Origin of the sequence: Kitasatospora sp. NPDC096128 (assembly GCF_040303105.1) — a bacterium.
In the GTDB taxonomy this organism is placed as follows: Bacteria; Actinomycetota; Actinomycetes; order Streptomycetales; family Streptomycetaceae; genus Kitasatospora.
This window is the reverse complement of sequence record NZ_JBEOSP010000087.1, coordinates 1-15,270: the sequence shown is the minus strand read 5'-3', so window position 1 is coordinate 15,270 and position 15,270 is coordinate 1. Positions and strand designations below refer to the sequence as shown.

Here is a 15,270-nt window from a genome sequence, read left to right as displayed (position 1 = left end):
TCGACCGAGCTGGTGGCCTCGTCCAGGACGAGGATCGACGGCTGGGCGAGGAAGGCCCGGGCGATGGTGATCAGCTGCTTCTCGCCGCGCTGCCGCCCGCACCCCCAGGTGATGTGACGGTCGGTCAGCTATGGCGGCCGAGTGCTGACCGTCCCGGCGGAAACGCCGGAGCCGGCCGCGGGCAGTCGCTGTTCGCGCCCCGGGCCGGTCCGTCCCGCAGTCCTTCGGAGGCTCAGCCCCAGCGGTCGTCGTCGAGCCGCGCGGTGGAGGCTGCGGTGCCGACCTGCGGGGTGACGGCGGCACTGGCACGGAGGCCGAAGTGGTGGTCGCCGGGGAGGGCCGGCTGCAGCAGGCTGACGCCCCAGCGGTCGTCGCCTACGTTGCTGACGGCGGCACCGGATGTCGACGCGGGGCCGAGCGCGAGCACAGCCGCGATCCCCACAGTGAGCAGTGCACCCTTGCTAGCCACCGGAAACCTGCTGATCGTGGCCTTCATCGCATCCCCAAGCGGTCGGATCAGTCGGATAACCCCGGCAAGCGCGGCTCTCCCGCCTGACGGCTTGCCCTGGGGCCCACTCTGCCCGCCGGAGATCACAAGATCGAGCGGATCTCGATGGCGTAAAGTTGCATGGCAGGAACTTCGCACTCCACCGGGGGCTTCTGAGTGTTCGGACACCCACAGTTGCAGCACGGCTTCACCGAACTCGACGATCTGACTGCGAGCGCCTATGGACACGCCGTCGAATTAGGGGGCTTCGACCGGGCCGCCATCGCCTCGGCGCTGAAGCTGGACGAGCCCGAGGTCGACCGCATCGAGCAGGTCCTGCTGCGAATGCACCTGCTGCAGCCCAGACCCGGCGATCCGAACGTCCTGGCCCCGGTCAGTCCGGACGTGGCCGCCGCCGACCTGGTCGGTCCGGCGGAGCACCAGATCCGTGACCTCATGCAGACGGTCACCGACGTGCGCGGCAAGCTGCTGTCGCTCACGCCGCTGTACTTCGAGGGCCGCCGGCGGCGCAACCGGTTCGAGGCCTTCGACGTGGTCACCGACGTCGACGCGATCCAGAACGTGCTCAACCGCCTGGGGCAGACGTGCCGCAAGGAGGTGCTCACCGTCCAGCCCGGCGGTGCCCGCCCCTCCTCGCTGCTGCCGGCCGCGCGCGAGTCCGCCGAGGGCATGCTGGAGCGCGGGGTGCGGTTGCACACCATCTACCAGCACTCCGCCCGCGGGGACCTCGCCACCAAGGCGTACGTCCGCGACGTCACCGCGCTGGGCGCGGAGATCCGCACCGCGGACGAGGTGATCGACCGGATGCTGATCTACGACCGGGAGACGGTGTTCCTGCCGGTGCGCACACCCGAGGGCGGGGAGTCGGCGGGGGCCGCCATCGTCCGCGAGCCGACCCTGGTGGCCTACCTGTGCGCGGTGTTCCAGCACCTGTGGGACAGCGCGACGCCGTTCGCCTGCGAAACCGCGAAGGCCACGCCGGCCACCGACGAGCTCAAGCAGTCGATCCTCCGGCTGATGGCCCAGGGGTACAAGGACGAGATGGTGGCGCGCCGCCTGGGCATGTCGGTGCGCACCTGTCGACGTCACATATCGGAGATCACCGAGGAGCTGGAGGCGACCAGCCGGTTCCAGGCCGGATACAACGTGGCGATGGCGGGTCTGCTCGGAACGGGACCGGCGGCCGCGGCCGCCGAGTGGGAGCAGCCGGCCCCGCCGCGGCCGTAGCCCCGAGCGGGCGTCAGGGCATATCGTGCCCCGACGCCCGCTCTTCGCGTTCCACGGCACCCGCACCGGTCGGCCGTCGGGTCCGGGTCCGGTTCGGTGCCGCACCGACCGGCTGCCGGCACGTCCCCGGGCCGTCGAGTCCGCCCGCGGCCCGCCGGCGGATTCTCCCCTTCCGCCACCCCCGGAAACGGCGGACGGAATTCCGAATGCATTTCCGGCCCGGCGTCCGACCTGCCCATGGAATCACCCCCGTGTTCCTCGGTGTCCGAATCGAACGAACGATCCAGGAATCGGTGGGGATAGCCCCACCGTGAACTGGGGCGTAACGGGGGTGGCCGGGCGGGTGGGAAGCGCGTAAGTTCTCAGACCCGGCCGACAATCGGCGGCGGCCGGGAGACAGGCGAAAGGACGACCATGTCCGCGGTGATCGACGTGCGGAATCTGTTCAAGGCATTCGACGGAATCCCGGCGGTCGACGATGTGTCCTTCACGGTCGAGGAGGGGGAGGTCTTCGGGATTCTCGGACCCCGCGGCGCGGGAAAGACCACGATCGTGGAATGCCTCGAGGGGCTGCGGGACCGGGACGACGGCCGGATCGAGGTGCTCGGCCACGATCCCCGCCCGGAGCGCTCCGGGGTCACCCGACGACTCGACGCCCGACTGCGGGACGGCCGGGAGTGCGACCGCACCCGGGTCGCCGAGGCACTGTCGCTCTACAGCTCCTTCTACCGCGATCCCGCCGACTGGCGACGGCTCATGGACACGCTCGGGCGCGACACCGGGCCCGCGGGCCGGCCCGCGGACGACGCACCGTCCGCGCGGCCCGACGAGCAGTTCGCGGCCGCCCTGGCCCGGGCCGGGAACCCGCAGGTGGCGGTGTTCGACGGGCTGACCACCGGGCTGGAGCGGTGGGACCGCGAGGCCACCTGGGACCTGATCGAGAGCGTGCACGCCGACGGCGTCACCATCCTGCTGGTCACCGAGCACTGGGAGGAGGCCGAGCGGCTGTGCGACCGGATCGCCCTGATGGACAAGGGCCGCCTCACCCTCACCGACACCCCGGCCAGGCTGCTCGAACGCGTCCGGAGCGGGCAGCGGATCCAGTTCCGCCCCTCAGCCCCGCTGGACCACGGGCTCCTGGCCCGACTTCCCGACGTCAGCGGTGTCAACCGCCAGGGCGACCACGTCGTGGTGACCGGCAACGACGACGCGCTGGGCGAGGTCACCGCCCTGCTGGCGGAACTCCGCGTCACGCCGGAGAACCTGCGCGTCGACCAGGCCGCGCTCGACGCGTTCCTCGCCCTGGTGAGCAGGCGCGCCGCCCCCTGAATCCGGGCGCGCCATTCCGGGGGCGCGCCATTCCGGGTTCGCCACCCTGGGCGCGCCATTCCGGGCACGCCATTCCGGGCGCGCTATTCCGGGCTGACGATCCGGGCCCGCCGGTTCAGTTCCTGGGCGAATTCCTCCCAGATCTGCGAGTTCTGCCGGGAGAGCTGAATGATCAGCTCGATGCAGTGCGAGGGCACGGACGCACAGATGTCCGACATCTCCCGCGCGCCCAGCACATTCTCCTTGAACATGCGCAGCAACCGCCGGCCCAGCTCGCTCTGGCGCAGCGACGGATCGCGCATGAGCTTCTCCAGGGTGACGGTCGACGGCGGCTCCTCCACCAGCGGGGCCGGCGCCGGTCGGCTCTCCTTCCGGGACCCGCCCGCGGCACCCGGGGCGTTCCGCGGGCACGGGAGCGGGCCCTCGCCGCGCTCCAGCCGCCGTCGCACGTCAAGCGCGGTCGCGGGCGAGACGCCGGCCGACCGGGCCACCTGGCGCAGCGAGGCCTCGGGGTTCTCCCTGATCAGCTCCGCCACCCGCAGCCGCCCCGTCGCCCCGTTCAGCGGGCGGACCTTGCCGTCCCGCCCGACCCGGAAGTTCGACGGCGGCACCGCGTCGGAGGAACGACGCAGCTCCGCCACGGCCCTGGCCCCCAGGCCGGTCGACTTCGCGACGGCGCGGTCCGACATGGTCGGGTGCGACTTGAGGATGCGCAGCGCGGCCGCGGTGCGGTCGGCCTGCGACAGCGGCAGTCCGTGCTCGACGTTCGCCTCGACCGCCCGGAGGAAGGCCTCCTCGCGGCTGCCCTCGAAGAACCTGACGTCGATCGTCTTCCGGCCCTTGAGGGAGGCCGCCATCAGACGGTGGATCCCGTCGATCACCCGCATCGTCCGCCGGTCGACCAGGATCGGCGGCAGCGGGATCTCCAGGGCCGCCAACCGCAGGACGTGGACCTTGTCCTCGCCCTCCAGTCGCGGAGAATCCCCGGGCAGGACATCCATAATGGGCACCGCTACGATTTCCGGACCGTCGGCCCAGTTCCCATCAATTGCTATCGGCATTACACTCTGAGCAAGCAGGCTCATATCGCACCCCCGTGGCCGCTCGGGCGTATCAATCGCAGCAGCGAAACACAGAAACTGGTCAATTGACGGTCCGATTGCTATCGAATTAACTCGATTCACACGCTAGCAGCCCCTACTGCCCCCTGGGGCCCGCCGCCGGGGGACTTAGGGGTCCCCTCACGCGACTTAAGGGACCCCTGCCCGGCCCCCTGCCCGACCGGCCCCGCCCTGGGCCGCCGCACCCCGTTCGACCGGCGCGAACGCGCTGGAGCCCCGGCCCGGGTCGACTCGAGAGTCCACCCCTGGGCCGGGGCTCCAGCGCGTTCACACCCTCCGCCGTCTCGGCGGGCATCACTCCACGCCGATCGGCTACGCCTCCTCGTCGGCCTGCTCCTCGGCCGGCGCCTGCGGCACGGCCGGGACGCTCAGGCCGGGAACGGTGAGGTCCGGAACCGTCTTGACCGACTCAAGGGCCGACTCGATCGCCTCGGCCAGGGAGGGCGAGACCTCGTCGTCGAAGTCGATCCTCGTGACCGTGACCTCGGCATCGGTCGGAAGCGCGTCGGTCGAGAAGACCGCCCCCTCGAAACCATCGCCCAGGACCGCCGACTCCTCGTCGGTGATCTCCCGGCTGAGGACCAGGGAGAACTTGTGCCCCATGTACGTCACCTCTCAATGTCGCCGCGTATTTCGGAAAAAGACCGGGATCATCGGGACAACGCAACAGGCAGCCACGTTCCCTCGCTCCAAATTGATACCAGCCGGGCCGCCCGCCCGGTCACCCGTTCAACTGCCTTGTTCCCCACAGTTGAGCGGGAACCGCGGGCGGTGGCCCTTGCTATGTTCGGACCTCGATTTGACGATCCGGTGTGACTACCTTCTGGAGTGGCATGTCTCGGCCTTCGCCCGGAGATGAACTGTGGTTGCGACGCTTTCATCCTGCCGACAGCCCGACCGCTCGACTGGTGTGCCTCCCGCACGCGGGCGGTTCGGCATCCTTCTACCTTCCGGTCTCCGCGGCGATGGGCCCCGGTGTCGACGTCCTCGCCATCCAGTACCCCGGCCGGCAGGACCGTCGGATGGAACAGCCCATCGACGACCTGACGGTCCTCGTCGACCGCCTCTACGAGGTGCTCCGGCGACAGCCTGAGCTCCCGCTCACCTTCCTCGGCCACAGCATGGGAGCCGCCATCGGCTTCGAGCTGACCCGCCGCTTCGAGGCCGACGGAACCACCCCGGTACGGCTGTTCGCCTCCGGCCGCCGCGCGCCCTCGACGTTCCGGCAGGAGGAGACCTTCCGCAGCGACGACGCGATCCTGGCCGAGGTGCGCCGACTGAGCGGCACCGCCTCGGCCCTGCTCGGGGACGAGGAGATGATGCGGGCGGCGCTGCCCGCGCTGCGGGCCGACTACAAGGCGATCGAGGCGTACCGCTGCGAGCCCGAGGCCGTCGTGGACTGCCCGATCACCGTGCTGACCGGCGACAACGACCCCAAGACGACCCTCGGCGAGGCGAATGCCTGGGCCATCCACACGACGTCGCCGCTCGACCTGCGGGTGTTCCCCGGTGGGCACTTCTTCATCAGCGAGCGGAGCAAGGACGTGATGGCGGTCCTCGTCGAGCACTTCCGGCAGGAGCACGCCCGGACCGCCGGCTGACGGTCCGCCGGAGCCAGGGAGGCGCCGGCGCTGCCTCCCTCCCCCGACGGCCCCGCGACGGCCCAGCGAGTCTGGGCGGTCGCGGGGCCGTCGCCGTCCGCGCCGGGCGGCGCGCGGGTGGCGCGCGGGTGGGCCACGGGTGGCGGCCGGGTGTGCTCGTGACGGTAGCGATGTCCCGCCCGGCACACCGCAGTTGAACAGCGTGAACACCGATTTCGGGAGGTCGGCCCAGGAGTGGGCCTAGACCCACCCGTCCGTGCGGACAGACCCATGTCGGGCCGCCCCGCGGATCCCTATTGTCGTAGACACAACGACTCGGAGGAGAAGGAACCATGGCCAACACCGACAACATCACCGGCACCACCGCGCTCGGCAGCTCCCGCGTCCAGGACGCTTTCGGGAACATCTCGAAGTGCATCACCCTCTTCGGCGCGATCGGCGCGATCGTCCTCGGCACCGTCGCCGTGATGGCGTTCACCGGCCACGAGGCCAGCCCGTTCATGTGGGTCCGGGGGGCGATCCTCTTCCTGATCACCTTCCTGCTCCACCGGTTCACCGCCCGCGCCGCCCAGGGCGAGTACAAGGCCTTCGACCGGCTGCGCACCGTCGCCACGATCATGCCGATCGCGATCATCGCGGTGGACCTGATCCCCGGCCTCTGCCCGGCCTGGTACGCCGTGCTCCAGGGCCTGTCCGCGCTCTCCATCATCGCCGTCGCGGTCATCACCCGCGGCTCCGCGCTGAGCGGCGTCTTCCCGGCGCCCAACAAGAAGTGACGCCCCGGGGACCAGCTCCACGATCCTGATGGCCGGACCGTTCTCGGGTTCCGGCCATCCGTCGTTCCGGGCGGCTTCCGGCCCCGGTCCCGGTCCCGGCTGACACAATGATCATCCCTGCGAAAGGAAGTGGCCGATGAGGAGACATCAGGGAGTCGATCCCCTGCGATGGGGCGCCGAGATCGGACTCGGTCTGTACCGGTCCGCCGTGCTGACCGCACTCACCTGCGTGATGGCCCTGGTCGCCGTTCCCGTCGGGGTGGGGGGATCGGCGCTCGCCTACTCCTGGTCGGACGGGCTGTCGGCCCCCTTCGCCGTCAGCATGCTGGCGACCCTCGGGGAGACCCTGATGGTGATCCTCTGGGTCACCGTGTCCCTGTGGGTGGTGCACCCGCTGACCAGCCGGGCGCTCGCCACGGCCGCCCGCCGGTGCGCGGCGTCCTGGCTCGGCCTGGACTACGAGGTGACCTACCGCCAGGTCCCGCCGGTCACCAGGATGGCCACCGGCTTCTGGTGGGACGGCCACGAGTACCACAAGTCCGAGCGGGAGGCCCGCCGAAAGGCCAAGATGCAGGCCCGCTTCCACGACCCCCAGCTGCACTGGGACGGCCTGTGGGCCCTGGTCGCCACGGTCACCGTGCTGCCGGTCGCGGCCCTGCCCCTGCTCGCGGTCGGCTACGGCTGCTACATGGCGCTGACGCCCGAGCTCACCGGCTACGGCATCGCCGTCATCGTGGCCGGCCTGGCCGGCGCCCCCTTCGCCTGGCGGGTCCTGCTCCCCATCGGCCGCCGCTTCCTCGGACCGGTCCCCAGCACCAGGCTCGGCCGGCGGGTCGAGGAGCTGGAGGCCATCCGCGCCGACCTGACCCACACCCAGGCGGTCGAGCTGGAGCGCATCGAGCGGGGCCTGCACGACGGGGCCCAGGCCCGACTGGTGGCCATGGGCATGTCGATGGGCGCCGCCGAGCGGCTCGTCGACACCAACCCCGACGCCGCGAAGGCGATACTCGCCGAGGCCCGGGCCACCTCGGCCACCGCGCTCGCCGAACTGCGCTCGCTCGTCCGCGGCATCAACCCGCCCGTCCTCGCCGAGCGCGGCCTGGTCGACGCCCTGCGGGCCCTCGCCCTCGACTCCTCCGTGTCGATCGACGTCTACAGCCAGGTGCCCTCGCGGCCCGAACGCCCGCTGGAGTCGGCCGTCTACTTCTCCGTCGCCGAACTGCTGGCGAACGTGGCCAAGCACTCCCGCGCCGAGCGGGTGAAGGTGGAGCTCACGTACGCGGCACGAACGCTCACTGCTACCGTGAGCGACGACGGAATCGGCGGAGCCGCCGCATCCACAGGCTCCGGGCTGAGCGGCATCGAACGACGGATGGCCGCCTTCGGCGGACGCCTGGAGATCGACAGCCCCGCCGGAGGACCCACTCACATCACCGTGGCGGTACCGTGCGAATTGTCGTAGCCGAAGACCTGTTCCTCCTCCGCGACGGGCTGGTACGCCTCGTCGAGGCGTACGGCCACACCGTCGTCGCAGCCGTCGACTCGGGGCCGGCCGCGCTCACCGCCCTGGTCGACCTCCGGCCGGACGCGGCGATCGTGGACGTCCGGCTCCCGCCCACCTTCTCCGACGAGGGACTCCAGGCCGCGCTCACCGCGCGCCGGGCCGTCCCCGGCCTGCCGGTGCTGATCCTCTCCCAGCACGTGGAGCAGCTGTACGCACGGGAGTTGCTCGCCGACGGACACGGTGGCATCGGCTACCAGCTGAAGGACCGCGTCCTGGACGCCGACCAGTTCATGGACGCCGTCCACCGCATCGCCGAGGGCGGCACCGCCCTCGACCCCACCGTCGTCGCCAAGCTGCTGGGCCGGCCCAACCGGGCCGACCCGCTCGCCACCCTCACCGAGCGGGAGCGCTCGGTCCTCGCGCTGATGGCCGAGGGGCTCTCCAACACCGCGATCGCGAACCAGCTGTTCCTCAGCGAAGGCTCCATCAGCAAGTACACGACCACGATCTTCTCGAAGCTCGGGCTGGCCAACGACGACGACACCAACCGCAGGGTCCGGGCCGTCCTCGCCTACCTCGGCGCCGACGAGCAGGAGGAGCAGTGAGAGCCGCCCTGGTCACGGCAGCGTTCTGAAGGCCCTGCGGGACGTCCCGCAGGGCCTTCGCGCGGATCGGGCTCCGGATTCCCGTCTCCGGTCAGTCGGCCGCCGCTGCCACCTCGTCCGTCCGGCGCGCCGCCTCATGGGCGACGGCGGCCAGCGCCCGTGGGGTGCGGCGCTCGAACACCTCCGCGAGGCTGATCGACACTCCGCTGCTGTTCTGGAACTCCTGCATGGCGAGTGCGGCGAGCATGGAGTTGCCGCCGGAGGCGAAGAAGTCCGCGTCGGCGTCGAGGCCCTCGTCCCGCAGGATGGTCCGCCACAGGCCGGTCAGCTCGGCCGTCAGGTGGTCCAGGCCGTCCGGCTCCGGGCGCTGTGCGCGGTCCGGGTGGTTCCGGTGGTTCCGGTGGCCCGGGTCCTCTTGGTGGTCCTGACGGCCCTGGTGGTCCTGGGGACCCTGGCGGCCCTGGTGGCCCGCTCCCGGCCGGGCCGCGGTCTTGCGCCGGGCCTCCACCATCCGCTGCAGTGCGGGGTGGTCGACCTTCCCGCTGCCGTTGAGCGGCATGGCGTCGACCGCCACCAAGTCCCCCGGCAGCATGGACCGGGACAGCCGGGCGCGGGCGTGGGCCCAGACGCCCGCCATGTCGATCGGGCCGTCGGCCGGCTCCAGGCAGCCGATCAGCACGGCGTCCGCGCTCGGGTCACCGACCATGATCACCGCAGCGCCGCCGACCCCGGGGTGGGCCAGCAGGGTCTCCTCGATCTCGCCGAGTTCGATCCGGTTGCCGCGCAGCTTGACCTGGCGGTCACTGCGGCCGAACAGGTCGAGCCTGCCGTCCGCGCGCCAGCAGGCCACGTCGCCGGTCCGGTAGAACCGGCCGTACTCGGGGTGTTCGCCGAAGCGCTGCGCGTTGAGGTCCGGACGGCCGTGGTAGCCGATCGCCACGCCGGTGCCCGAGATGCAGAGCTCGCCGCGGACCCCGACCGGCAGCTCGCGACCGTGCCCGTCGACCACGTGGACCTTGGTGTTGCGGATCGGGCTGCCCACATCGAGGCGGCCCTTCGGCTCCGCCACGAGGACGCGCGACGTCGACCAGATGGTCGTCTCGGTCGGTCCGTACACGTGGTGCAGCACGCAGCCCGCGGCGACCAGCCGCCGGGCCAGGGAGAGCGGCACCGGCTCCCCGCCCACGATGACGGCCCGGCCGCGCAGGCACTCCGCCACCCGGTCGATGACGAGCCGCCAGGTGGTCGGCGTCGCCTGGACGAACCGCGCCCCGTGCTCCTCGATCAGCTCCCGTAGCAGCCGGCCGTCGCTGCGCGCCCGGTCGGGGGCGGACACCAGACGGCCGCCGGTGACCATCGGCACGAACAGTTCGAGGCCGGAGATGTCGAACGCGAACGTCGTCGTCCACAGCGTGGTGTCGCCCGCCGTCGCTCCGAACTGCTCGGCGAAGTGCGCGACCGCGTTGCCCAGGGCCGCGTGGTCGATCAGGGTCCCCTTGGGCCGGCCGGTCGAGCCCGAGGTGTACATCAGGTACGCGCAGGCCTTCGGGTCCACGGTCACGGGGCCGGCGTCGGCGTCCGCGTCGGCCGTGCCCGGCTCCGGGAGCTGCTCGACCGGCGGCACGGCCAGCACGAGCGTGCCGTCCTCCGCGACGTACGCCAGGTCGTCGGCCGTGTCCGCCGGCGCCACGAGCACCCGCGCGGCCGAGTCGGAGAGCTGGTAGCGGATCCGTTCCTCGGGATGGGCGGTGTCGACGGGCAGGTACGCCGCGCCCGCCAGCCACGTCCCGAGGACGGCCGCGACCAGCTCGGGCCCGCGCGGCAGGGCCACCGCCACCACGTCGCCGGTGCCGACACCGGCGTCCCGGAGCAGGACGCGCACGGCGTTGGCCGCGTTCCAGAGCCGCCGGTAGCCGACCGTACGGCCGCCCTCGACGACGGCCACGGCGTCCGGCGAGCGCAGCACCTGCGCATGAACGGCTTCGAGCACCGAGGCGGGCTCGACCGGACGAGTGGTGTCGTTCGCCGCCCGGACGATCTCGCGGTCCCGCTCGCTCCACCGTTCGACCTCGGCGACCGCGCGGTCCGGGCCGGCCGCGAACGAGTCCAGCACCGCCTCGAAACGCGCCAACAGCAGTTCCGCGTGGGCCCGTTCGAGGAGCTCGGTCCGGTGGACGGCGTGCAGCAGCACCGCGTCGTCCGTCGAGGTGGCGCAGAGCCGGAGGTCGAACTTGCCGAAGCCGCTCGGGGCCGGGACCGGGGTGGCCGTCAGCCCGCCGAGGGTGAACGCGGCCGGGCCGCCCCCGTTCCGGTACTCGAACACGTGCCGGAACGGCAGGGACCGCCGGCCGGAGTGCGCCGCGGGCATCAGGTCCGGCTGCGCGTCCACGGCCACGTCGGCGTGCGCCACCGCCGCGTCCAACCGCTCGCGGCTGCGCAGCACCAGATCGCGGACGCTCTGCTCCCGGTCCAGCCGCAGCCGCAGCGGCACGTGGTTGACGTGGTAACCGATCGCGCGGTCGGCCTGCTCCGGCCGGACGTCGACCGGGAAACCGACCAGCAGGTCCGGCCCGGCGCCGGAGGCTTCCAGCAGCACGTAGAAGGCGGCCAGCAGGACCGCCGACTCCGGGACGCCGAGGTCCGCGGCGAGGCGGCGGACCCCGGCCACCGTCCGGGGCCGCAGGGTGTGGTCGACCCGCCCCGCGGTGAGCGTGGGCCGGTCCGGCTCGGGCTCGGTGCAGGAGAGTTCCATGCTGTCGGTGGTCGCGCCCGCCAGCTCCTCGCGCCAGTACGCGAGGCTCTCCCGGCTCGGGGCGGAGCCGGAGCCGGAGTCGGGGGCGGGGCCAGGGTCGGGGGCGAAGGCGGGGGCGGGGTCAAGGTCGGGGGCGAAGGCGGGGTCGTCACGGGCGCCCTCGTACGCGGACGCCAGGTCCGCCAGGAGGACGGGGGCGGACTCCTCGTCGAAGACCAGGTGGTGCGCCGTGACGCAGAGGAGGTCCGAGTCCGGCGAGCGGAAGAGCGCCGCCCGCAGCATCGGCCCGCCGTCCAGGGCGAACGGCACCGCCGTCACCGACGCGAGGTCGGCCTCGGTGGGCCCGCCCGCCGTCTCGACCTGCACCAGGTCCAGCCGGAACTCCTCCGTGCCGACCACCCGCCTGGTCAGCCGGGCTCCCTCGGCGCGGTAGACCGTGCGCAGGGCCGCGTGGCGCCGCAGCACCGCGCCCAGCGCGGTCTCCAGCCGCTGCGGGTCGAGCCGGCCCGCGACGGCGAACGCCACGGACAGGTTGTTCACGGGAGTGCCCGGCACCATCGACTCGAACAGCCACAGCGCTTCCTCCCGGGGGGAGACTCCCGCGTCGCCGCCCGGATCCGCCGGCTTGCGCCCTTCCGCGGAAATCATCACGTCGCTCCTCTACTACCAGTTGCCAGTCCGTTGGGTCCGCCGGTGGTCCCGCTGCCGCCCGACCTCAGATCCCCAGCTCTTTCTCGATCAGGTCGAACATCTCGTCGTCCGTCGCCCCGATGATGTCCTCGTCCGAGGAGACGTCCTTGTCGGTGGACGCACCGCTCGCGTCGGCCCCCCGGAACTCCTCCAGCAGGTGTTCGAGACGGCTGGTGATCTTGCCCTTCTGCCCGCCCCGCCGGACGATCCCGGTCAGCAGCGACCTGAGCCGGTCGAGTTCGTTCAGCACCGGCTCGTAGTCGATCTCCTGCTCGGCGATCCGGTCCCGGAGGTATCGGGCGAGCTCCACCGGCGTGGGGTAGTCGAAGACGATCGCCGCGGGCAGCCGCAGCCCGAGCGCGCCCGTGATCCGGTTGCGGAACTCCAGCGCGGTCAGCGAGTCGAAGCCGAGCTGGCGGAAGTAGCGGCCGGCCTCGATGGACTCGGCGCCGGGCCGGTTGAGCACCAGGGCCGCCTGGCTCAGCACCAGCTTCAGGACCGCGTCCTCCAACTGCTCGGGCGGGAGCGCGGCCAGCTGGTTCAGCAGATTCCTCCCGGCCTCCGGACCGGAGCCTCCCGCCGTACGCCGGCCAGGACGGACGAGTCCGGTCAGCAGGTCGGGGAGCACGCTCCCGGGGCGCCGCAGGGTGGTGAGGTCCAGCTTCGCCGCCACCAGCAGGGCATCGGCGGCCCGGGCGGACGCGTCGAGCAGGGCGAGCCCCTCGGCAGCCGGCAACGGCTTCAGACCCTGCCGGGCCATCCGTCGACGGTCGGCCTCGACCAGCTCGCCCGCCATCCCCTGCTCCCAGGGCCCCCACGCCAACGACACCGCGGGCAGGCCCAGATGGCGACGGTGGGCGGCCAGGGCGTCCAGGAAGGTGTTACCCGCCGCGTAGTTGGCCTGCCCCGGGGTGCCCCAGACACCGGCCACCGACGAGAACAGCGTGAAGGTGTCCAGCTCCAGGTGGCGGGTCAGCTCGTGCAGGTGCCAGGCGGCATCCACCTTCGGCCGCACCACCTGCTCGACCCGCTCGGCGGTGAGCGACCCGATGAGGCCGTCGTCCAGCACACCCGCGGTGTGGACCACCCCGGTGAGCGGCACGCCGTCCAGGACACCCGCCAGCTGCCCGCGGTCGGACGCGTCGCAGGCCACCACCCGAACCGCCGTCCCCGCACCCGCCAACTCGGCGGCCAGGGCGGGCATTCCGGCCGCGGCCGCGCCGCGGCGCGAGAGCAGCAGCAGCCGCTCCGCCCGCCCGGTCACCGCCAGGTGCCGGGCGACCAGGCCGCCCAGCGCCCCCGAGGCCCCGGTCACCAGGACCTCGCCCGGGCGGGCGGCGGCCGGAGCCCCGCCGTCGTCCGGGCCGGCCGCACGTGCCAACCTCGGCACCCGCACGACCCCGTCGCGGACCGCGAACTCGCGCTCCGCCAGAGCCGTACCGGACACGACCAGGGGCCCGGAGCCGGCCAGCACCTCCACATCCGCCAGCACGACCCGCTCCGGGTGCTCACCGGCCGCGGCACGCACCAGCCCGACGACGCCCGCACTCTCCAACCGCACGTCCGCGCCGCCGCCGGCGTCCACACCGCGCTCGGTCACCACGACCAGCCGCGAACCGTCCAGTGCGCCCGCGGACAGGCAGTCGCGGACCGCGCCCAGCATCCCCAGCACCGCGGCCCGGGCCGCCGCCGGGACGTCCGCGTCCGCTCCGCCGTCGGTGGTGGGGAGACAGCAGACCAGCACCGTCTCGGGTGCCGCCGCACCCGCCTCCACCGCCGCGACCAGCGCCGGCACATCCGCGTACGCCACGGCACCGGGCACCGCCAGTCCGCCGTCGTCGCCGAGCACCGCCCACGGACGAGCCGTTCCCGCGGCCGCCCGCTGCGCCTCGACCGGCACCCAGTCCACCCGGAACAGCCCGTCACGGACCACCCCCGCAGCCCGGTCCAGAGCACCCTCGGCAAGCGGTCCGAACACCACCGACCCCACCGAGGCGACCGCCCGGCCGCCCTCGTCGGCCAGGGCCACCGAGACGCCCTCGCCCGAGGCCGACGGCGCCACCCGCACGCGCGCCACCAGCGCGCCCGACGCGTGCACCGTCACGCCGTTCCACGCGAACGGCAGCGTCAGGCCGTCGCCGCCACCCTCGCGCTCGGCGCCGAGGCCCGCCGGGTGCAGGGCCGCGTCCAGCAGGACGGGGTGCACCCCGAACCCGGACACCTCCGTACCCCCGGCCAGCGCCACCTCGGCGAACACCTCGTCCCCGTGCCGCCACGCCGTCCGTACCGCACGGAACGCCGGCCCGTACGCATGCCCGAGACCCGCCAACCGCTCGTACAGCTCGTCCACGTCGACCGGCTCGGCCCCCGCCGGCGGCCACTGCACCGCCCAGGTCTCCGCGCCCGCGTCGGCGCCGCCGTCCGCGTCGTCCGGGGCCAGGGTGCCGGACGCATGCCGCACCCACTCCCCCTCGGCGACCCGGGCGAACAGCCCGACCTCCCGCAGCCCCGCAGGGTCGGCCTCCCCCACGGCCACCTGGATCCGCACCGCGCCGCGATCGGGCAGCACCACCGGCAACTCGACGGTCAGTTCCTCGACCCGGCCGCAGCCCGCCTCGTCACCGGCCCGCACCACGATGTCGACCAGCGCCGAGGCGGGAACCACCGCCCTACCGGTCACCCTCGACTGGGCCAGCCACGGCTGTGCGGACAGCGACAGCTGCCCGGTCAGCACCACGCCGCCGGTGGCCGGCAGCTCGACGGCCGCGCCCAGGAGCGGGTGGGTGGGTGTGCCGAGGCCGAGGTCCTCGGCACGACTGCCGGCGGTGACGCTCAGCCAGTAGCGCTGCCGCTGGAAGGCATACGTCGGAAGGTCGACCCGCCGGGCGCCGGTGCCCGCGTAGAGCGCGGCCCAGTCGACCGGCACTCCGCGCACATACGCCTTCGCGAGTGCCGTCAGCACGGCCCGGGGCTCATCCCGGCCACGCCGCAGCAACGGCAGCCAGACCTCATCCGCCTCGTCGGCATCGGTGCCGGTGCCGGTGCGGGTCTGCGGACCCATACCGGCGAGGACACCGTCGGGGCCGATCTCGATGAACGTCCGCACACCGGCCGCACGCAAGGCGTTCGCCGCGTCACCGAAGCGGACGGCCTCACG

The 15,270-nt window shown here is 72.8% G+C and carries 11 protein-coding genes and 1 pseudogene; 6 read left to right on the top strand and 6 right to left on the bottom strand.

What is annotated here, in order from left to right; all coding sequences use genetic code 11:
* Both ABTY61_RS40965 and ABTY61_RS40960 read right to left on the bottom strand, forming a co-directional pair.
* Positions 1-86: pseudogene (locus ABTY61_RS40965) on the bottom strand (ATP-binding cassette domain-containing protein); the annotation flags it as partial.
* A 146-nt stretch (positions 87-232) separates the two neighbouring features.
* Positions 233-469 (bottom strand): hypothetical protein, encoded by a 237-nt coding sequence (locus ABTY61_RS40960; RefSeq protein WP_350510338.1) that lies wholly within the window; start codon positions 467-469, stop codon positions 233-235.
* Between the two features lie 195 nt (positions 470-664).
* Between ABTY61_RS40960 and ABTY61_RS40955 the strand changes: the two genes are divergently transcribed.
* Positions 665-1,735 carry a LuxR C-terminal-related transcriptional regulator gene (locus ABTY61_RS40955; RefSeq protein WP_350510337.1) on the top strand — a complete coding sequence of 357 codons (1,071 nt, stop codon included), beginning with the start codon at positions 665-667 and terminating at the stop codon, positions 1,733-1,735.
* 414 nt (positions 1,736-2,149) lie between these two features.
* Positions 2,150-3,064 (top strand): ATP-binding cassette domain-containing protein, encoded by a 915-nt coding sequence (locus ABTY61_RS40950; RefSeq protein WP_350510336.1) that lies wholly within the window; start codon positions 2,150-2,152, stop codon positions 3,062-3,064.
* A gap of 83 nt (positions 3,065-3,147) precedes the next feature.
* Here ABTY61_RS40950 and ABTY61_RS40945 read toward each other — a convergent pair whose 3' ends face one another.
* The gene (locus ABTY61_RS40945) at positions 3,148-4,065 is read right to left on the bottom strand and encodes a ParB/RepB/Spo0J family partition protein (RefSeq protein WP_350510335.1); all 918 of its coding nucleotides are present in this window, start codon (positions 4,063-4,065) and stop codon (positions 3,148-3,150) included.
* A 432-nt stretch (positions 4,066-4,497) separates the two neighbouring features.
* Positions 4,498-4,788, bottom strand: a complete 291-nt coding sequence (locus tag ABTY61_RS40940; RefSeq protein WP_350510334.1) for a hypothetical protein — start codon at positions 4,786-4,788, stop codon at positions 4,498-4,500.
* A 230-nt stretch (positions 4,789-5,018) separates the two neighbouring features.
* On the opposite strand from ABTY61_RS40940, the gene ABTY61_RS40935 reads away from it, so the two are divergent.
* From ABTY61_RS40935 to ABTY61_RS40920, 4 genes are all read left to right on the top strand, one after another.
* Complete coding sequence (locus ABTY61_RS40935) at positions 5,019-5,786, top strand: thioesterase II family protein (protein WP_350510333.1); 768 nt, start codon at positions 5,019-5,021, stop codon at positions 5,784-5,786.
* Positions 5,787-6,118: 332 nt separating this feature from the next.
* A complete protein-coding gene (locus ABTY61_RS40930) occupies positions 6,119-6,562 on the top strand; it encodes a hypothetical protein (protein WP_350510332.1) in 444 nt (147 codons plus the stop codon).
* 136 nt (positions 6,563-6,698) lie between these two features.
* Positions 6,699-8,024 carry a sensor histidine kinase gene (locus tag ABTY61_RS40925; protein ID WP_350510331.1) on the top strand — a complete coding sequence of 442 codons (1,326 nt, stop codon included), beginning with the start codon at positions 6,699-6,701 and terminating at the stop codon, positions 8,022-8,024.
* Positions 8,009-8,671, top strand: coding sequence for a response regulator transcription factor (locus ABTY61_RS40920; protein WP_350510330.1), 663 nt, complete (start codon positions 8,009-8,011; stop codon positions 8,669-8,671). Before ABTY61_RS40925 ends, ABTY61_RS40920 begins: the two co-directional genes overlap by 16 nt.
* 91 nt (positions 8,672-8,762) lie before the next feature.
* Here ABTY61_RS40920 and ABTY61_RS40915 read toward each other — a convergent pair whose 3' ends face one another.
* Positions 8,763-12,071, bottom strand: coding sequence for a non-ribosomal peptide synthetase (locus ABTY61_RS40915; RefSeq protein WP_350510329.1), 3,309 nt, complete (start codon positions 12,069-12,071; stop codon positions 8,763-8,765).
* 67 nt (positions 12,072-12,138) lie between these two features.
* Positions 12,139-15,270 (bottom strand): type I polyketide synthase (locus ABTY61_RS40910; RefSeq protein WP_350510328.1); only part of this gene is annotated, 3,132 nt, incomplete at its 5' end.